The organism is Streptomyces sp. NPDC017979 (genome assembly GCF_044328175.1).
In the GTDB taxonomy this organism is placed as follows: domain Bacteria; phylum Actinomycetota; class Actinomycetes; order Streptomycetales; family Streptomycetaceae; genus Streptomyces.
Window position 1 is genome coordinate 279,032 of record NZ_JBIRGU010000001.1, and the last position, 18,420, is coordinate 297,451.

At 73.2% G+C, this 18,420-nt stretch carries 14 protein-coding genes; 6 read left to right on the forward strand and 8 right to left on the reverse strand.

Annotated elements, in window-relative coordinates:
- Positions 1–186: 186 nt before the first annotated feature.
- The 7 genes from ACH4E8_RS01225 to ACH4E8_RS01255 all read right to left on the reverse strand — a co-directional run bounded on the left by ACH4E8_RS01225 (position 187) and on the right by ACH4E8_RS01255 (position 7,142).
- A complete protein-coding gene (locus ACH4E8_RS01225) occupies positions 187–705 on the reverse strand; it encodes an ATP-binding protein (RefSeq protein WP_398443142.1) in 519 nt (172 codons plus the stop codon).
- A gap of 322 nt (positions 706–1,027) precedes the next feature.
- Positions 1,028–1,813, reverse strand: coding sequence for an enoyl-CoA hydratase/isomerase family protein (locus ACH4E8_RS01230; RefSeq protein WP_398443144.1), 786 nt, complete (start codon positions 1,811–1,813; stop codon positions 1,028–1,030).
- Between the two features lie 97 nt (positions 1,814–1,910).
- On the reverse strand, positions 1,911–3,176 hold the full coding sequence (locus ACH4E8_RS01235; RefSeq protein WP_398443146.1) for an Ig-like domain-containing protein: 1,266 nt from the start codon (positions 3,174–3,176) through the stop codon (positions 1,911–1,913).
- 164 nt (positions 3,177–3,340) lie between these two features.
- Positions 3,341–4,603: an Ig-like domain-containing protein gene (locus tag ACH4E8_RS01240; RefSeq protein WP_398443150.1), complete on the reverse strand. Its 1,263-nt coding sequence runs from the start codon at positions 4,601–4,603 to the stop codon at positions 3,341–3,343.
- Between the two features lie 233 nt (positions 4,604–4,836).
- Positions 4,837–5,481 (reverse strand): response regulator, encoded by a 645-nt coding sequence (locus ACH4E8_RS01245; RefSeq protein ID WP_398443152.1) that lies wholly within the window; start codon positions 5,479–5,481, stop codon positions 4,837–4,839.
- The gene (locus tag ACH4E8_RS01250; protein WP_398443154.1) at positions 5,474–6,853 is read right to left on the reverse strand and encodes a sensor histidine kinase; all 1,380 of its coding nucleotides are present in this window, start codon (positions 6,851–6,853) and stop codon (positions 5,474–5,476) included. The genes ACH4E8_RS01245 and ACH4E8_RS01250 overlap by 8 nt, the downstream gene beginning before the upstream one ends.
- 85 nt (positions 6,854–6,938) lie before the next feature.
- Positions 6,939–7,142 carry a hypothetical protein gene (locus ACH4E8_RS01255; protein WP_398443156.1) on the reverse strand — a complete coding sequence of 68 codons (204 nt, stop codon included), beginning with the start codon at positions 7,140–7,142 and terminating at the stop codon, positions 6,939–6,941.
- A gap of 159 nt (positions 7,143–7,301) precedes the next feature.
- On the opposite strand from ACH4E8_RS01255, the gene ACH4E8_RS01260 reads away from it, so the two are divergent.
- Positions 7,302–9,107: an ABC transporter ATP-binding protein gene (locus ACH4E8_RS01260; RefSeq protein WP_398443158.1), complete on the forward strand. Its 1,806-nt coding sequence runs from the start codon at positions 7,302–7,304 to the stop codon at positions 9,105–9,107.
- Positions 9,104–10,975: an ABC transporter ATP-binding protein gene (locus ACH4E8_RS01265; RefSeq protein ID WP_398443160.1), complete on the forward strand. Its 1,872-nt coding sequence runs from the start codon at positions 9,104–9,106 to the stop codon at positions 10,973–10,975. Before ACH4E8_RS01260 ends, ACH4E8_RS01265 begins: the two co-directional genes overlap by 4 nt.
- Positions 10,976–11,014: 39 nt before the next feature.
- On the opposite strand, the gene ACH4E8_RS01270 is transcribed toward ACH4E8_RS01265, so the two are convergent.
- Positions 11,015–11,812, reverse strand: a complete 798-nt coding sequence (locus ACH4E8_RS01270; protein ID WP_398443162.1) for a phosphotransferase enzyme family protein — start codon at positions 11,810–11,812, stop codon at positions 11,015–11,017.
- Between the two features lie 508 nt (positions 11,813–12,320).
- On the opposite strand from ACH4E8_RS01270, the gene ACH4E8_RS01275 reads away from it, so the two are divergent.
- From ACH4E8_RS01275 to ACH4E8_RS01290, 4 genes are all read left to right on the forward strand, one after another.
- Positions 12,321–14,348, forward strand: coding sequence for a M4 family metallopeptidase (locus tag ACH4E8_RS01275; protein ID WP_398443164.1), 2,028 nt, complete (start codon positions 12,321–12,323; stop codon positions 14,346–14,348).
- 92 nt (positions 14,349–14,440) lie between these two features.
- On the forward strand, positions 14,441–15,874 hold the full coding sequence (locus ACH4E8_RS01280; protein WP_398443166.1) for a hypothetical protein: 1,434 nt from the start codon (positions 14,441–14,443) through the stop codon (positions 15,872–15,874).
- Positions 15,875–16,095: 221 nt separating this feature from the next.
- Positions 16,096–16,773 (forward strand): response regulator, encoded by a 678-nt coding sequence (locus ACH4E8_RS01285; RefSeq protein WP_398443168.1) that lies wholly within the window; start codon positions 16,096–16,098, stop codon positions 16,771–16,773.
- 31 nt (positions 16,774–16,804) lie between these two features.
- Positions 16,805–18,388, forward strand: a complete 1,584-nt coding sequence (locus ACH4E8_RS01290; protein WP_398443170.1) for a sensor histidine kinase — start codon at positions 16,805–16,807, stop codon at positions 18,386–18,388.
- The last annotated feature ends 32 nt before the right edge of the window (positions 18,389–18,420 follow it).

Genomic DNA, 18,420 nt, shown 5'->3' on the forward strand with positions numbered 1-18,420 from the left:
CCCCGTCTGCCATAGTCGGAAGCACGACCGCCCTTGACCCGGGCTCGGTCGTTCATGGCGGTCGTGGACACACCCCCTTAGCCACGGCCCTCCCGCAGAAGCCCCCCGTTTGGCCGCACACCGGTTCGCGCGGGGGCTTCTGGTTTCCGGGCCCGCATCCCGCAGGCGCCCGGCCGGGGCCGGCCGTCAGGACTGCGGGGGGCGCCGCTGCGGAACCCGCATCTCGAACCAGGTGGTCTTGCCGCGCGGCAGCAGGTCGACCCCCCAGCGCTCGGAGAGCTCGTCCACCAGGAAGAGTCCGCGCCCGCTGACGTCCAGCGGCTGCACGGGCAGCAAGCAGGGCAGCCCGCGCGAGGGGTCGCGGACCTCGACCCGGATCAGACCGGGGCGGCGCGACATCCGTAGCCCGAAGGCCCGGGCGCCGGTGTGCCGGACCGCGTTCCCGACGAGTTCGGAGACGAGCAGGACGGCGGACTCCGCGAGTTGGACGGAGAGCCCCCACTGCCGCACGACCACGGAGTGGGTGAGACGGCGAGCGGTGGCGGCGGATTCCGGCCGGGACGGCAACGACACCTCGGCCTCGGTCGGATCCCCGAACTCCGCCAGCGCCTTGTACGCCTGCTCGTCCTCGATGGCCGTCACCCACCGCGTAGCGGTCGCGCCGCCGCGCTGCCGCGGCTGTTCCACACCTTCGAGGCCCGCCATGCCCCCATCATGGCCGTCAGGAGCGGTTTCCGTGACCGAACCAGCGGAATACGACTCCCGGAACGAGCTGTTCCGGGGGCGCCTGTTGGCATATGACATCGACCCCATAGGGACCGTCGTGCCCACCGTGAACTGCATTGACACCCTGTCAACAAGGTCCGTCGGCAGCCTTGTGGGATTGCACGACCCTTAAGGTGGTCTTAAGGCAGCAATAAGGAAGACTCACCCTTACCGGCCACCCCCGTCGCCCCAACTCACTCCGAAGCGTGCCCGCTTCGGGCGGCCGGGGCGCGGGAGCGGCGGCGGCCGGGTCCGGGGGCCGTCAGCGGAAGACCGCCTTGCCCGGCCCCTCCTCGACGAAGCTGCGCATCCCGCGCTCCTTGTCCTCCGTCGCGAAGAGCCCGGCGAACCAGTTCCGTTCGATCGCGAGCCCGGTCTCGACGTCCGTCTCCAGCCCCGCGTCCACGCACTCCTTGGCCGCCCGCAGCGCCAGCGCCGGCCCCTTCGCCAGCTTCCCGGCCCACGCCCGCGCCTGCTCGTACACCTCGGCCGCCGGCACCACCCGGTCCACCAACCCGATCTCCAGCGCCTCGGCCGCCCGCACCTGACGCCCGGTGAAGATCAGGTCCTTCGCCTTCGACGGCCCCACCAGCCGCGCCAGCCGCTGGGTGCCGCCCGCGCCCGGGATCAGCCCCAGCAGGATCTCCGGCTGCCCGAGCTTGGCGTCGTCCGCGGCGATCCGGTAGTCGGCGCAGAGCGCCAGCTCGCAACCGCCGCCCAGCGCGTACCCGGTGACCGCGGCCACCACCGGCTTCGGGATCCGCGCGACGGCGGTGAACGCCTCCTGGAGACCGCGGGAGCGGACCACCATCGCGGCGTGGTCCATCGTCTGCATCTCCTTGATGTCCGCCCCCGCCGCGAACACCTTCTCCCCGCCGTACAGGATCACGGCCCGCACGTCGTCCCGCCGCCCGATCTCCTCGGCCAGCTCGCGCAGCCGGTCCTGGAGTGCGATGTCCAACGCGTTCATCGGCGGGCGGTCGAGCCGGATCGTCCCGACGCCGTCGGAGACTTCGAGGGTCACGGTGGTGACGGATGCAGAGGTCATGCCAGCAGGTTAACCGTCGCTAACGGCAATGCCGCCGGTGCGCTGGCTCACACCGACGGCGTTGGCGTCGTCCCGTACCGCCGCTGCCGGCGCGGTGCTACTTGGTCCACTCCGACCAGGGCATGTTCCAGCCGTTGAGGCCGTTGTCCGGGGCGATCTGCTTGTCCTTGGAGTTCTTCACGACCACCACGTCACCGAGGAGGGAGCGGTCGTAGAACCAGGCCGCCGGGGTGGCGGAGTCGCCCGCGCCGCGGACGTCGCGCAGGCCGACGCAGCCGTGGCTGACGTTCTGGGCGCCGAAGGTGCCGGCCGACGCCCAGTAGTTGCCGTGCAGGAAGGTGCCGGAGTCGGAGAGGCGCATGGCGTGCGGCACGTCCTTGATGTCGTACTCGCCGCCGAAGCCGACGGTGGCGCCGTTCATCCGGGTGACCTTGTGCTTCTCGCTGATGACCATGGTGCCGTTGTACGTCGTGGTGGCCGGGGCGCCCGCGGTGATCGGGACCGTCTTGATCTGCTGGCCGTCGCGGACGACCGTCATGGTCTTGGCGCTCGCGTCGACCGTGGAAATCTGGCTGCGGCCGATGGTGAAGGTGAAGCTCTTCGCCTGCTTGCCGTAGACGCCGGGGCGACCTTCGACGCCGTCGAGGTTGAGCTTGACGGTGACCTTGGTGCCGGGCTTCCAGAACTCCTCCGGGCGGAAGTCGAGCCGGTCGTTGCCGAACCAGTGGCCCTTGACGGGGACGGCCGGGTCGGCGGTCACCTCGACGGCCTTCTCGACGGCCTCCGGGTTGGTGATCCCGCGGGTGAAGCGCAGCGACACCGGCATCCCGACGCCGACCGTGGAGCCGTTCTCGGGGGTGTAGTGGCCGGTGAAGGTGTTCTTCGGCACCAGGGTGGTGAAGGAGACGTCCTTCGCGGACTCGCGGCCGTCGCCGTCCTTCGCCACCGCGTGCACCCGGTACTTGGTGGCGCCCGCGAGGTGGTGCGAGGGGAGCCAGCTCTTGCCGTCGGAGGAGAGCGCGCCGGGGACCTTGCGTCCCTCGTCGTCTTGGACGGTGACGCTGGTCAGCTTGCCGTCGCTGGCGCTGACCTTCAGCGCGCCGCTGGTGGCGACCGCGGTGGCGCCGTCGTCGGGGGCGACGGTGACGACGGCCGCCGACGCGGCGTTCGCGACGCTCCCGCCCTTGCCGTCGCCGCCCGAGCCGCCGCACGCGGTCACCAGGACCAGCAGCCCGGCGGCGAGCGGGGCGAGCAGCGCGGCGCGCCGGCGCCGGTTGCGGGGCGGCCGGACGGCCGCCCCGGCCATCGCACCCGCGGCACCCGAATCGCCGGCCGCTCCCCCGGATATGCCGCGCCCGTCCATGGTCGTCCTCCCGTCGCCCGGCCCGGCACCCGCCGCGGCCCGTTCCCCCGTGCAACCTCACGTGCACATGTCGAAAGGGAATCACGGCGGGCGTCGTGGGACGGCTCCACGACCGTCACCGTTCCGTACCAACGGACCCGGCGGGAGGTGCCGGGCAGCGGGCCTCAGCGCAGCGCCGAACCGTCCTTCCACGCCTTCCAGTCCACGTTCCAACCGCTCAGCCCGTTGTTGGGTTCCACCAGCTTGTCGTGGGAGTTGATCACCTCGACGACGTCGCCGATCAGGGTCCGGTCGAAGAACCAGCCCGCGGGGGTGTCGCCGCTGCCGCCCTTCACGTCGCGCAGACCGACGCAGCCGTGGCTGACGTTGGCCGCGCCGAAGGTCTCCGGGCTCGCCCAGTAGTTGCCGTGCAGGAAGGTGCCGGTCTTCGTCAGCCGCATCGCGTGCGGCACGTCCTTGATGTCGTACTCCCCCTTGCCGTCGTCGTCCGTGAAGCCGACGGTGGCGCCGTTCATCCTGGTCACGTCGTACATCTCGCTGACGACCATCTTGCCGTTGTACGTCATGGCGTTCGGCGCGCCCGCGGTGATCGGCAAGGTGGCGATCAGTTGCCCGTCGCGCCGGATCTCCATGGTCTTGGCCTCGGCGTCCACCAGCGAGGTCTGGGAGCGGCCGACGGTGAAGGTGACCTTCTTGTCCTGGATGCCGTACGCGCCGGGTGCGGCCTCCACGTCCCGCAGCCGCACGTCGACCGTGACCTTGGTGCCGGGCTCCCAGTAGTGCTCGGGGCGGAAGTCGAGGCGCTGGTCGCCGAACCAGTGGCCGGCGATCTCGACCGCGGGGTCCGAGGTGACCTTGATGGCGCGTTGGACCCCGGCCCGGTCGGTGATCTTCCGGTTGAAGTCGAAGGAGACGATCATCCCGGTGCCGACGGTGGAGCGGTGTTCGGGCTTGAAGTAGCCGATGAAGCGGCTCTCGGGGACCTTGGTGGTGAAGGTGGTGTGCCGGGCGACCCGACGGCCGTGGCCGTCGAGGGCGACGGCGTCGACGGAGTACTTGGCGGCGAGGACGAGCCGGGTGTCCTCCTTGGGGCGCCAGCGCAGCCCGTCCTCGGAGACGGTGCCGGGCACGGGCGTGGGGGTCTCGTTCTCGATCCGGGTCACCGTGACGCGCTCCAGCCGACCGCTGGTCAACCGCACTTCGAGCCGGCTCTTGGGGTCGACGTCCTGCGCGCCGTCCTCGGGCAGGACCCGGATCGCCTCGCCCGAGGTCAGGGGCTCCGCGACGGCGCCGGGGTCCTTCTCGGCTCCCCCGTCCGCGGTGCAGCCGGCGAGCCCCACCGCCGCTGCCGCGAGTGCCACCAGTCCGCTGCGGGTCAGGGCTGCCCGGGTGCCGCGGGCCGCCCGCTTCAGTACGTTTCGTCTCACGCCCGCTCAACGACCGCGGGCCCGACGTGGAAACGTGGTCGGATGCCAGACGGGTTGCGCCTCGGGGACACGGCCGCCGCAACTCTGCGGGAGCACTGGTCTCCGCGGCCCGGTGGGTGGTTTGTCGCGCACCGGGCCGCCGACGCAACGGCACAGCTCGCCACGCGGCGCTACCGCGCTGCCGGACGGGCACGAGGGCAAGCGCGCGGGCTCGGAGGCTCAGCCGAGGGGGCTCAGCCGAGGATGCCGCGCTCGTAGCCGAGCGCGACCGCCGCCGCGCGGTCCTTGGCACCCAACTTGGCGAAGACGTGGCCCAGATGGGTCTTCACGGTGGCCTCGCTGATGAAGAGTTCCGCCGCGATCTCCTTGTTCGACGTGCCCTTGGCGACCAGGACGAGCACTTCCCGTTCGCGCGCGGAGAGCTGTTCGCCGGCGCCGTCGGTGCGCGGCGCGCGGACGTGGGAGACCAGCCGGGAGGCGATCGCCGGGGAGAGCACCGTGCGCCCCTCGGCCGCCGCGCGCACCGCGTTGAACAACTCCTCGCGCGGCGCGTCCTTGAGGAGGTAACCGGTGGCGCCGGCCTCGATCGCGGGGAGGGTGTCGGAGTCGGTGTCGTACGTGGTGAGGACCAGGACCTTGGCGCGGGCGCGCCGGCGGGTCAGCTCGGCGATGGCGGCGACGCCCCCGCCGCCCGGCATCCGCAGGTCCATCAGGACGACGTCGGGGTCGAGGCGGAGCGCGAGTGCCACGGCGGTGACGCCGTTGTCGGCCTCGCCGAGGACGACGAAGCCCGCGGAGGACTCGAACATGCCGCGCAGCCCGTCGCGTACGACGGGGTGGTCGTCGACCACGATCAGGGAGATCACGGAGTCAGCCATGGCGCACCAACGGTACGCGAGCGGAGACCGCGGTGCCCTGTTCGGGTTCGGATTCGACCTGCGCCGTGCCCGCGATCCGCTCGGCGCGCGCCCGTATGCCCTCCAGGCCGAAGCCGCCGCTGCCGGAGCGGGCAGGCACGGCGCGCGGGTCGAAGCCGCGGCCGTCGTCCCGGACGTCGACGATCACCTCGTCGGCGAGGTAGCAGAGGGTGACCCCGACGCGGCTGGCGTCGGCGTGCCGGGCGGTGTTGGCCAGCGCCTCCTGGACGATGCGCAGCAGCGTCGCCTCGACCTCCGCGTGCAGCGGCTCCTCGGTGCCGGTGACGGTGAACCGGGCGGACACCCCGGAGTTGCGGGACCACTCGGCGACGGTCTTCTCCAGCGCCTGCGGGAGGGTGTCGTGCTCCAGGGCGACGGGGCTGAGGTTGTGCACCGAGCGGCGGGCCTCGCGCAGGCTGGAGCGGGCGAGGTCGGCGGCGCGGGTGAGGTGTTCGCGGGCGGTCCCCTCGTCGCGGGTGAGGGTGACGACCTGGAGTTGGGCGATGATTTCGGCGAGCCCCTGGGCGATGGTGTCGTGGATCTCGGCGGCCAGTCGGCGCCGCTCGTCGGCGACGCCCGCCTCCCGGGCCTGGACGAGCAGTTGGGCCTGGAGGTGGGCGTTCTCGGCGAGCGCCTGGGTGAGCCGGGCGTTGGTGCGCTCCAGTTCGCGGTAGGCCCGGGCCTTCTGTTGCAGTGCGTCCTGCTCGTGTCCGCCGATGTGGACGAAGACCAGGCAGAAGAAGGCGTTCAGCACGAACAGGGCGACGAAGGCGAGCCAGTTGTCCGCCGTTCGGGGCGGCAGCCCGCCGGACTGGGAGCCGGCCATGATGATCGTGGTGGCCAGCAGCCCCAGGCGCAGCCGGCGCACCGGCAGCAGGTGGGACGCGTCGAAGTAGCCGATCACGGCGTAGATGGCGAAGAACGGGTTGGCCCAGGTGAGGCCGAAGGCGAGCAGGGTCCGCAGCGCGTAGAAGACCTGACCCGAGGTGGCGGCCCGGCCGCGCGGGGGGATGGTGAGGACGGTCGTGTGCACGTGGTCGTCGCGCGCGGGGGCGCCGAAGCTCCACCACAGTTGGAGCGCGACCGCCAGCACCAGCAGTACGGCCGCCACGTGGATCTCGGTGCGGCTCATGACGGCCCGGGCCGAGACGGCGGAGAGGAAGGTGGCGAGGGCGAGCACCAGGTAGGGGCCGTAGCGGAAGAACTGGGCCCAGCGGACCTCGGCGAGGCTCGCCACGGGAGCACCGGGTACGCCGAAGGGGCCGGTGGGACGGCTGCCGCCCGGGACGTCCCGCGTCGTCGGGGGTTGGCTCGTGAGTCTTGCACCGGTCATGACAGCAGTCTCTCCCGTGCACCGCGGTTCCGACACGGTCACTCCCACCGCAACGGCCGGGCCGCGGCGCAGGTCAGCACCTGGGTCATGGCAGCGGAGCCGCTTCGGCGACGCCGAGGACGCCGGGCCTGCCGGACCGTCGGACGGTGCGGTCGGGGAACGCGCCGTCGAAGCCGCGGCGTTCGGCGTGCGGGCGCCGGGGCGCGGGGCCCGGGTGGAACGCGGCGTACGGCTCCAGCACCTCCCGCACGGCCAGCTTCGTCCCGCCCGCCACCTGCACCGTCGTCATACCGAGCAGGATGGCCGGCGGGGCTCGGCGGCCGCATCGCCCATCGCGCTCGGATGCGCATCAGCCGATCGGTTGATGCCCGGCTGCGACCCGGGGCGAGGATCACCACCCCGAAATCGAGGTGTGGCGGGTCAGGGGTGAACCGTAGGCTCGGTGCTGATGCCCATTCACCCTGAACCTGCTGCGCCGCGCTCCGTCGTGCGCACCCTGCTGCGGCTGTGGCCGTACGTGCGACCCGTGCGCGCCCGGCTGTTCTTCGCCGCCGGCGTGGCGATCGTCGCGTCCTGTCTGAGCCTGGTGATCCCGCTCGTCCTCAAGTGGCTGGTGGACGGGCCGGTCGCGGACGGCGACCAGGGCGGGGTGTGGCTGGGGGCGTTCGCGCTGCTGGCGCTCGGGGTGACGGAGGCGCTGCTGTTCGGGTTCCGCCGCTGGCTGGTGGCGCGGCCGGTGGCGAGCGTCGAAGCGGCGATGCGGGCCGATCTGTACGGGCACCTCCAGCGGCTGCCGATGTCCTTCCACGACCGGTGGGCCTCCGGTCAGTTGCTGTCCCGGGGCACCACGGACCTGAGCCTGGTGCGGATGTTCCTGACCTTCCCGATGACCTTCCTGGTGGTCAACGGGGTGACGATCGTCGTCGGACTGGCGATCTTGCTGGTCCAGGAGTGGACGCTGGGGCTGGTGCTGCTCATCCCGGTGATCCCGCTGACGGTGCTGTGCGGCTTCTTCGAGGCACGGTACGGACTGGCGTCCCGGCGCGCCCAGGACCAGGTCGGCGATCTGACGACCGTGGTGGAGGAGAGCGTCCTCGGCATCCGGATCGTCAAGGGCTTCGGGCGCAACCGCAGCCAGGCGCGCGCCTTCCGGAAGATGGCGGAGGAGCTGCGCGGGACCGAGTTGCTCAAGGCGCGGCTGCTGGCGGCCGTCTGGGCGGTGATCACGGCCGTGCCGGAGATCGCCATCGGCGCGACGCTGGTGCTGGGCACGGTCCAGGTCGCCGACGGGGACCTGTCCGCGGGCACGCTGGTGGCGTTCTTGTCCACCGCGCTGGCGCTGCGCTGGCCGGTGGAGTCGATCGGCTTCATGCTGGCGATGTTCCAGGAGGCCGCGACGGCCACCGAGCGGTACTTCGAAGTGATGGACGAGCCCCAGGAGTCCACCCCGGACCCCGCGGGGGCGAAGGCCGCCGGTGCGGACGCCGCCGGCGGGCTGCGCTTCGAGGGCGTACGGTTCCGCTTCCCCGACGCACCCGCCGACTCCGTGCCCGTACTGGACCGCGTCGACCTGGACGTGCGCCCCGGCGAGACGATGGCCCTGGTCGGCGGCGTCGGCTGCGGCAAGACCACGCTCACCGCGCTCGTCCCCCGCCTCCACGAGGTCACCGAGGGACGGATCACGCTCGACGGCGAGGACATCGCGACGATGCCGCGCGAACGGCTGCGGGGCCTGGTGGCGATGGCGTTCGAGGAGCCCACGCTGTTCTCCACCACCGTCGCGGAGAACGTGCTGATGGGCACGGACGGCACGGCGGCGGACCGCCCCGACGCGGTCGAGCGGGCCTTGGAAGTCGCCCAGGCCGGCTTCGTCACGTCCCTGCCGGACGGCGTCCACACCGAGGTCGGCGAGCAGGGGCTGAGCCTGTCCGGCGGTCAGCGCCAGCGTCTGGCGCTGGCCCGCGCGGTGGTGGGCCGGCCCCGGTTCCTGGTGCTCGACGACCCGCTGTCCGCGCTCGACGTGCACACCGAAGCCCTGGTGGAAGCGGCGCTGCGGCGCGTCCTGGAGGGCACCACGGCGCTGGTGGTCGCCCATCGGCCGTCGACGGTGCTGCTCGCGGACCGGGTCGCGCTGCTGTCCGGCGGCCGGATAGCCGCCGTCGGCACCCACCAGGAGTTGCTGCGGACGAACGCCGAGTACGCCTGGTTGATGTCCGGGGTCGACCACGCCCGGCCGGAAGGAAGCCCCCGATGACGTCCACCGCCCCGCCCGCCTCACCGGCCGCACCGCCCCCGTCGGCGGACGGCGCCGTACCGCCCCCGAAGTCCGTCGACCCCTTCGACCGGGACGACCTGCCCGCGCCCAAGGGCGCGACCGGCGCCCTGCTGCGGTCGCTGCTGGCGCCGCACCGGGCCCGGGTGTTGTGCATCGCGGTGTTCCTGCTGCTCCAGCAGGTCGCGGTGCAGTCCGGCCCGCTGCTGGTGGCGTACGCCATCGACCGGGGCGTGCCGGCGCTGCGCGACGACGACTACGGGCCGCTGATCGCGGTCGCGATCGGGTACGCCGTCGCCGCCTGCGGCTCCGGGCTGCTCCAGTACCTCTTCATCGCCACCTCCGGCCGGCTCAGCCAGGACGTGCTGCTCGACCTGCGCGGACGGATCTTCCAGCACGCGCAGGCGCTGAGCCTGGACTTCCACGAGCGCTACACCTCGGGGCGGTTGATCTCCCGCTCCACGACGGACGTCGAATCGCTGCGGGAGCTCCTCGACGAGGGCCTGCAGGAGCTGATCGACGTCGCCCTGTCGTTCGTCTTCATCTGCGTGATGCTGCTCTGGCTCGACCTGGGGATGGGCGCGGTGGCGGTGGCGTCGTTCGTCCCGCTGTTCCTGATGGTGCGGCTCTACCAGCGCCGCGCCGGGGCGATCTTCAGCCGCCGCTCGACCGCGATCGCCGCGGTGATCGTGAAGTTCGCGGAGACGATGAACGGCATCCGCCCGGTGCGGGCCTTTCGCCGTGAGCGGGTGAACGACGCGGAGTTCGGCCGGCTCAACGCGAGCCACGCCCGCAGCAACGGCGACGCGCTGCTGGAGATGGCGCTGTACGTGGTGGGCTCCCGGCTGATCGCGAACACCGCGGTCGCGGGGATCGTGCTGTGGGGCGCCTGGCGGGTCGCCGGCGACACCCTGGCCCTCGGCGTGCTCGCCGCTTCCGTGCTGTACCTGCGGCGGTTGTACGACCCGATCGACCGGCTCGGCATGTTCTTGAACTCGTACCAGTCGGCGGCGGCTTCGCTGGAGAAGATCGCGGGGCTGCTGGCCCAGCGCCCGACGGTGCCGGAGCCGGCGTCCCCGATGCCGCTGCCGGCGTCGACGACCGCGGAGCTGCCGGGCCGTCGGGTCGTCTTCGACGACGTGCGGTTCGCCTACCGCACCGGCGGCGAGGTGCTGCCGCGGTTCGACCTGACGGTCCCGGCGGGGCAGACGGTCGCGGTCGTCGGCTCCACGGGCGCGGGCAAGTCCACCCTCGCCAAGCTCCTGGCCCGCTTCTACGACCCGACGGACGGCCGGGTGCTGCTCGACGGGGTGGACCTGCGCGACCTGGCCCCGACGGACCTGCGGCGCGGGGTGGTGATGGTGACCCAGGAGGCGTTCTTGTTCTCGGGCACCATCGCGGAGAACATCGCGATCGGCCGCCCCGACGCGACGCGCGCCGAGGTCGAGGCCGCGGCGCGGGCGATCGGTGCGCACGACTTCGTCAGCGGGCTGCCCGACGGTTACGACACGGACGTGCGCAAGCGCGGCGGTCGCGTCTCCGCGGGCCAGCGGCAGTTGATCGGCTTCGCCCGGGCGCTGCTGGCCGACCCCGCGGTGCTGATCCTGGACGAGGCCACGAGCTCCCTGGACGTGCCGAGCGAGCGGGCGGTGCAGCGGGCGATGGACACGGTCCTCAAGGGGCGCACGGCGCTGGTGATCGCGCACCGGCTGTCCACGGTGGAGGTCGCGGACCGGGTGCTGGTGATGGAGCGCGGCCGGATCGTGGAGGACGGTGCGCCCGGCGAGTTGATCGCGGGCCGGGGCCGCTTCGCCGATCTGCACCGGGCGTGGCGGGACAGCCTGGTCTGAGGCGGTACGCGGCCCCGTCCCGTCAGCCCACGACGGCCGTCACCCCAAGGCGGCCGTCAACCGGTCCTGGTGCCGGGCGATGTGCGCCGCGTCGGCCCGGTAGAGCGCGTCGTGCCCGGCCGCGATGTGCCCGGCGAAGGCGGCGCTGCCCGCCGCGGCCCGTTCGTGCATGTGCTGGACGAGGTGTTCCAGTCGCTGCCGCGCGGTGGCGGCCAGCACCCGGCGGTCGGCGTCGCCCAGCCCGTAGGCGTCGGCGAACAGCCGCAGCCGGCGCGCCTGTTCGGCGACGGGCAGGTGGAAGTCGTCGTTGCCCGGGCCGGTCAGCGGTGCGAAGCGGTAGGCGGCGTACGCCAGGTCCCAGACGCGGGGGCCGGGGTGGGCGGTGTCGAAGTCGATGAGCGCGACGGCCCCGGAGCCGTCGAAGACGCAGTTGTACGGGGCGACGTCGCCGTGGCAGACCACTTCGGCCGGCTCGCGCACGGGTGCGTACCAGACGGCGTCCGGCGGCGGGACGAAGTCCGCGGTGGCGTCGTGGTAGTTCCGCAGGAGCCGTCCGACGGCGCGGAGCGTCGCATCGGTGCGGACGTGGTCGGCCAGCGGGTAGTGGGCCACCTGCCCGGGCAGGAAGTCCAGGACCTCGCGGCCTTCGGAGTCCCGTCCGTGAGCGCACGGCGCGGCGGTGAACCCGCGGGCGCGCAGGTGGTCGAGGAGGGCGTGGACCGTCGCCGTCCACGGGCCGGTCGGCCGGCGCACCGTCGCGCCAATCCGCACGACGTCGTTGACGCCGCCGCCGGCCAGCGCTTCTTCTTCGCGTTCTGTCCTCGGGTCACCGGTCACGGAGCGGCACGCTATGCGGTGCGGGCCGGCGCCGGCGACTGGTTTACGACGCTCCCGGCCGCAGCACGACCGTCGCGGCGCCGCCCGTCCCTGCGTCCGGGCCCGGGCGCCCGGGCCCGTCGGGAACCGGCCACATTGCCGTCGCCCCGAAGCCCCGCGCCGGGCCCGCCGTACGACCGTTCTGTTCGAATAGCGCAACAGCGGACCCGACTCCGCCTACCGCCGTCGGGTCAACGCCCGCAAGCCCGTGGTGCCCGCGCCATACCGACCCCTTGCCAGGCCCTTGCGACTCCTTTGCCGGCCCATGACGCTCCAGAAACGTCCGCTCAACGAACACGACACATCGACGAACGGACGCTTTCGGTCATTCTTTTGACGCGACCCTGACAGGAATGCTCTGCCGCTGACACCCTTCACCTCACCCGCACCACACATGCTCCGTCGCTCTGCCCGGACAGCGCCTCCCCGCCGCCCGGTATCCGTCGCAGGACCCGCAGAAGGAGTACGCGTGAGACCCACGCCCCGCCGTGCCACGGCGGCCGGTGCGCTCGTCGCCACCGCCGCCCTGCTCGCCCTCGGCCTCCAGGCCGGTGCGTCGGCCGCTCCGGCCGCCCCCGCCGCGCCGCGCGCCGCCCAGTCGGCCGCCGACCCGGGCTCGCTGCCCCGGGCCCTCACCCCCGCCCAGCGCGCCGAGCTGATCCGTGCGCAGACCGCGTCCACCGCGGCCACCGCGAAGGAACTCGGCCTGAGCGCCGGCGAGAAGCTGCTCGTGCGCGACGTCACGCAGGACCGTGACGGCACCACCCACACCCGCTACGAGCGCACCTACCAGGGCCTGCCCGTACTCGGCGGCGACCTGGTCGTGGCGGAGTCCGGGGCCGGGGCGACCGAGTCCGTCGGCCGCGCCTCGCGGACCTCGCTCGCCGGCGCGGACACCACCGCCCGGGTCAGCGCGGCCACCGCCGAGCGCCAGGCCCTCGCCCGCGCCAAGGCCGAGGGCTCCACCCGCACCGACGCGGCCAAGGCGCCCCGCAAGGTGATCTGGCTCGCCCAGGGCGACCGGCCGGTGGTCGCGTACGAGACGGTCGTCGGCGGGCTCCAGCACGACGGCACCCCGAACGAGCTGCACGTCGTCACCGACGCCACCACCGGCGCCAAGCTGTACGAGTGGCAGGCGGTGGAGACCGGCACCGGCAACACCCAGTACAGCGGCCAGGTCCAGGTGGGCTCCACCCCCTCCGGCAGCTCGTACCAACTGATCGACGCCCAGCGCGGCAACCACCGCACCACCAACCTCAACCGCGGCACCAGCGGCACCGGCACCCTCTTCAGCGGCCCGGACGACGTCTGGGGCAACGGCCAGCCGAGCGACCCGGAGACCGCCGCCGCGGACGCCGCCTACGGCGCCGGGCTGACCTGGGACTACTTCAAGAACGTGCACGGCCGCAACGGCATCCGCGGCGACGGCGTCGGCGCCTCGTCACGCGTCCACTACGGCAACAACTACGTGAACGCCTTCTGGCAGGACGCCTGCTTCTGCATGACGTACGGAGACGGCGCCGGCAACGCCAAGCCGCTGACCTCCATCGACGTCGCCGCGCACGAGATGACGCACGGCGTCACCTCCAACACCGCGAAACTGGTCTACAGCGGTGAGTCGGGCGGCCTGAACGAAGCCACCTCCGACATCTTCGCCGCGGCGGTCGAGTTCCACGCGGCCAACGCGCAGGACCAGGGCGACTACCTCGTCGGCGAGGAGATCGACATCCGGGGCAACGGCACCCCGCTGCGCTACATGGACAAGCCCAGCAAGGACGGCGTCTCCAAGGACGCCTGGTACTCGGGCATCGGCGGCATCGACGTCCACTATTCGTCCGGCCCGGCGAACCACTGGTTCTACCTGCTGTCGGAGGGCAGCGGCGTCAAGACCATCAACGGCGTCACGTACGACTCGCCGACCTCCGACGGCCTCCCGGTCACCGGCATCGGCCGCGACAAGGCGGCGCTGATCTGGTTCAAGGCGCTCACCACGAAGTTCACCTCCACCACGAACTACGCGGCCGCCCGCACCGGCACGCTCGCCGTCGCCACCGAGCTGTACGGCGCCACCAGCCCCGAGGTCAAGGCCGTCACGGACGCCTGGGCCGGCATCAACGTCGGCCCCCGCCCCGGTGACGGCAACCCGCCCGGGCCGTCCTTCGAGAACGCGGCGGACGTCGCCGTCCCCGACAACGGCGCGGCCGTCACCTCCACCGTGAACGTCACCGGCGTCGCCGGCAACGCCCCCACGGACCTCGCGGTCGAGGTGGACATCATCCACACCTGGCGCGGTGACCTGGTCGTGGACCTCCTCGCCCCCGACGGCACGGTCTATCCGCTGAAGCCCTTCTCCAGCGGCGACTCCGCGGACAACGTCCAGGAGACGTACGTCGTGAACGCCTCGTCCGAGGTCGCCAACGGCGCCTGGAAGCTCCGCGTCCAGGACCGCGCGGCCCAGGACACCGGCTACATCAACCGGGTCAAGCTCACCTTCTGACGCCCGTACCGCGGGCACCGCTCGACCACGCGCCCGGGAGGACCCCCTCGTCCCCCCGGGCGCGTTCCCGTAGGGCCTGGCAGGATCCGCGCATGGTCATATCGCCAACCGGGGCGCGGTGCGCGGCGTCCGACTGCCCGGGCACACCCGTACACGACCTCAGGTGCCCCGAGCACCTGAGCGAGGAGCAACTCGCCGACTGGCTCGCGGACCTGGGCCCGGGCGAGGACGTGGACCTGAGCAACTGCCGGGTGCCGGCGGAGCTGTTCGACCGGCTCGCGTACGCGGTGTGCAACGCCGAGGGCCGACCGACCTTCGGGAACTTCCTCTTCTCCCACGGCACCGTGGTCGGTGCCGAGGCGTACCTCGCCGACGCCGACTTCACGGGCCTGGTCACCTTCGCCGGCAGCACCTTCCCCGCCGGCCTGGACCTGAGCCTGAGCACCTTCCACGACGACGCCCTCCTGTCCGACGTGGCGGTGGCCGGCACCCTCGACCTGTCCCGCACCACCTTCCGCCTCCCCGTACGGCTCGGCGTCTGCGCCCGCGCCGTGAACCTCTCAGGTGCGCGCTTCGAGGAGAAGTCCACCGTCACGCTGCGGTACGCGGACGTGGACCTGACCGACGCGGTCTTCCTCCAGCCCGTCGCCGTCGCCGCCCGCGCCACGCCCTTCCCCGCGGCGGACGAGTCCGCCTTCGCCGACGCCGACCCCGGCGTACGGATCCGCTCGCTGCGCGGCGTCGACGCGTCGCTGCTCTCGCTCGCCCACACCGATCTGACGCACTGCCGCTTCGCCGGCTCCTTCCACCTCGACCAAATCCACCTGGAGGGCCGGTGGACCCTCGGCACCGCGCCCCCGGGCTGGCGCACCCGACGGCTGGTCGTCGCCGAGGAGCGGATGTGGCGCGCCTGGCCGCAGCGGCGCGCCCGGGCGCGGTCGGGCTGGGGCGAGCCGCCCGAGGACGAACCGCCCGGGCTCGCCACCCTCACCACCGTCTACCGGCAGTTGCGCAAGGCCCGCGAGGACGCGAAGGACGAGCCCGGCGCCGCGGACCTGTACTACGGCGAGATGGAGATGCGCCGCCACAGCCACGGCCACCGGCGCGCGGAACGCTGGCTGCTGGACGCGTACTGGCTGCTGTCGGGGTACGGGCTGCGGGCGTCGAGGTCGCTCGGCTGGCTCGCCGCGGCCATGCTGACCACCGTCGTCCTGCTGATGGGGTTCGGGCTGCCGGACGACGCGCCCCGGCAGGAGATACGGCAGGTCTCCACCGCCGACGGGAAGCCGATCACGGTGCTCGACAAACCCCAGCCCGCGCTCACCAAGCCCTATGCGGAACGCTTCACCGGCCAGCGCTTCGACAAGGCGCTGACGGTGACCCTGAACTCCGTGGTGTTCCGCACCAGCGGCCAGGACCTGACGACCGCGGGCGGCTACATCGAAATGGCCTCGCGCTTCACCGAACCGGTCCTCGTCGGCCTGTCCGCGCTCGCGATCCGGGGCCGGGTGAAGCGCGGCGGCTGACGGGCGCGACCTGGGTTGTCCCTTGCGACGGTGCCGTGCCTCGGCGGACGCGGTTCGCCGTGCGACAAGCTGTGTTTCAGCGTCTGCGGCCCGGTGGTGGGCTGGTCGCAGAGACCAACGCTCCCGCAGGGAAACGGCGGCTACGTCCACCCGCACAGGGAAACCGCGGCACCGTCCCACCGCACAAGCGCCCTCGTCCGCGCCCCCATACCCTGAGGTCCATGACCGCTCCCACCGCTGCGACCGTACGCGTCCTGCTCGCCGACGACGAGGCCCTGGTCCGGGCCGGGGTGCGGGCCATCCTGGCGAGCGAGCCGGGCATCGAGGTCGTCGCGGAGGCCGGGGACGGGCGGCGGGCCGTGGAACTGGCGCTGGCGCACCGGCCGGACGTGGCGCTGCTCGACGTACGGATGCCGGGCCTCGACGGCCTGAGCGCCGCCGCGGAGCTGCGCCGGCTGGCGCCCGGGGTCGCGCCGGTGATGCTGACCACGTTCTCGGAGGACGAGTACATCGCCCGGGCCCTGGACTCCGGGGTGAGCGGCTTCCTCCTCAAGTCCGGCGATCCGCTGGAGCTGTTGGCCGGGGTGCGCGCGGTCGCGGACGGCGCCGCGTGTCTGTCGCCGCAGGTCGCACAGCGGGTGATCGCCCAACTCGGCGGCGGCCGGCTGTCCCGGTCCGCCGAGGCGCGCCGGACCCTGGACCCGCTGACCGGCCGGGAGCGCGAGGTGGTGGCGCTGGTGGGCGCCGGGCTGTCGAACGCGGAGATCGCCGCGGAGCTGCACGTCGTCGAAGGCACGGTGAAGGCGCACGTCAGCGCGGTCCTGAGCCGGGTGGGCCGACGGAACCGGGTGGAGCTGGCGATCCTCGCGTACGAGGCGGGGCTGGTCGCCTCGACGTAGCGTCCCGGACGCTTGGGGCAAGGTGGAGGGCATGCACCGAGACCGTCAGGCCCTGCGCTGCCGCGCCCTCGACCTCGCCCTGTGGGCGCTGATCTGCGCGCCCGTGCTGCTCAACGGGGACGGCGACGGTCCCGGCCGATGGGCCGGCTCCTGGCTCGGGTCCTGGTGGGCGGGTGCCGCGGGCGCAGCGCTGCTCGGCGCCGCGGTCGCCGTCGGCCGGCGCCGTCCGCTGACGGCCCTGGTGGTGGCGCTGGGCCTGAGCGCCGTGCACGGCGCTCAGTTGATCACCCCGCAGTACACGGCGGCCCTCGTCGCCTTCGGCTTCCTCGCCGGGCGCCGCTCCACCCGGGCGCGCCCCGCGCTCGCCCTGTTCGCCGCGGTCGCGCTCGCGGGCCTCGGCGTGGTGCTGGTCCTCGACCGGGCGCCGTGGTCGTGGTTCAACCTGGTCGCGGCGCTCCTGTTCGCCGTCGTCGTGCCCTGGCTGCTGGGCCGGTTCGTACGGCAGTACGTGGAGCTGGGCGCCGCGGGCTGGCGGCTGGCGGACCGGATGGAGCGGGAGCAGCGCGCCGTCGCCGACCGGGCGCGGCTGCGGGAGCGCTCCCGCATCGCCGGCGACATGCACGACTCCCTCGGCCACGAGCTGTCGCTGATCGCGCTGCGGGCCGCCGCGTTGGAAGTGGACCGCGGGCTCGACGAGCGGCAGCGGGCCGCGGCACGGGAGTTGCGGCAGGCCGCGGGGGACGCGACGGCACGGCTGCGGGACATCGTGGGGGTGCTGCGCGGCGACGACGAGGACGCGCCGGTCACCCCGCGGGACGAGCCGGTGCGGGCGCTGGTGGAGCGGGCCGGCGCGTCCGGGCTCACGGTGACGCTGCGCGAGGAGGGCGAGAACGTCCCGCTGCCGGAGATGACCGCGCGCGCCGTGCACCGCGTCGTCCAGGAGTCGCTGACGAACGCGGCCAAGCACGCGCCGGGCGCCGCGGTCGCCGTGCGGGTGGTCCGCGGGCCGGCCGAGGTCGCGGTCACCGTCACCAACGGGCCGGCCCCCTCCCCCGCGCCGTCGGTGGCTGCGGGCGGCACGGGCCTGGTCGGGCTGCACGAGCGGGCCCGGCTCGCCGGCGGCTCCCTGGCCCACGGCCCCGACGCCGACGGCGGCTTCGCCGTCCACGCCCGACTGCCCGCCACCGCGGGCGCACCCCCCGCCCCGCCGCCCGCGCCCACCTCGGCCCGCGAATGGGACCTCGCACGCCGCCGGGTGCGCCGCGGGCTGCGCCAGGTGATCGCCGTCCCGGGCGCGGTGGGGGTGGTGCTGGGGGTGGTGATGCTGGGCTTCGACCAGTACTCCCGGATGCGTACGGTCGTGCACCGCGCCTCGTACGACGCGGTCCGGGTCGGCGACCCGGAGGCGTACGTCCTCGCCCGCCTCCCCGAACGCGCCCTGCCCGACCGCCCGGCGGGCCTGCCGCCGGAGCCGCGCGACGCGGACCGCTGTGCCTACTACCGCAAGGACGTCCTGTGGGACGCCCCCGCGTTCCGCTTCTGCTTCACCGACGGCCGCCTGTCGTCCAAGTCGGTCGTCCGCGACGTCCCCAACGAGGAACACCGCGCCGACTAACCACCCACCTGCACCCCTGGACGGAGCCGCCG

Excerpts from the sequence above, each read along its gene's own strand:
- ACH4E8_RS01245 (WP_398443152.1), bottom strand. The coding sequence starts at position 5,481 with ATGGCTGACTCCGTGATCTCCCTGATCGTGGTCGACGACCACCCCGTC.
- ACH4E8_RS01265 (WP_398443160.1), top strand. The coding sequence starts at position 9,104 with ATGACGTCCACCGCCCCGCCCGCCTCACCGGCCGCACCGCCCCCGTCG.
- ACH4E8_RS01260 (WP_398443158.1), top strand. The coding sequence starts at position 7,302 with ATGCCCATTCACCCTGAACCTGCTGCGCCGCGCTCCGTCGTGCGCACC.
- ACH4E8_RS01255 (WP_398443156.1), bottom strand. The coding sequence starts at position 7,142 with ATGACGACGGTGCAGGTGGCGGGCGGGACGAAGCTGGCCGTGCGGGAG.
- ACH4E8_RS01290 (WP_398443170.1), top strand. The coding sequence starts at position 16,805 with ATGCACCGAGACCGTCAGGCCCTGCGCTGCCGCGCCCTCGACCTCGCC.
- ACH4E8_RS01230 (WP_398443144.1), bottom strand. The coding sequence starts at position 1,813 with ATGACCTCTGCATCCGTCACCACCGTGACCCTCGAAGTCTCCGACGGC.
- ACH4E8_RS01280 (WP_398443166.1), top strand. The coding sequence starts at position 14,441 with ATGGTCATATCGCCAACCGGGGCGCGGTGCGCGGCGTCCGACTGCCCG.
- ACH4E8_RS01235 (WP_398443146.1), bottom strand. The coding sequence starts at position 3,176 with ATGGACGGGCGCGGCATATCCGGGGGAGCGGCCGGCGATTCGGGTGCC.
- ACH4E8_RS01250 (WP_398443154.1), bottom strand. The coding sequence starts at position 6,853 with ATGACCGGTGCAAGACTCACGAGCCAACCCCCGACGACGCGGGACGTC.
- ACH4E8_RS01285 (WP_398443168.1), top strand. The coding sequence starts at position 16,096 with ATGACCGCTCCCACCGCTGCGACCGTACGCGTCCTGCTCGCCGACGAC.
- ACH4E8_RS01225 (WP_398443142.1), bottom strand. The coding sequence starts at position 705 with ATGGCGGGCCTCGAAGGTGTGGAACAGCCGCGGCAGCGCGGCGGCGCG.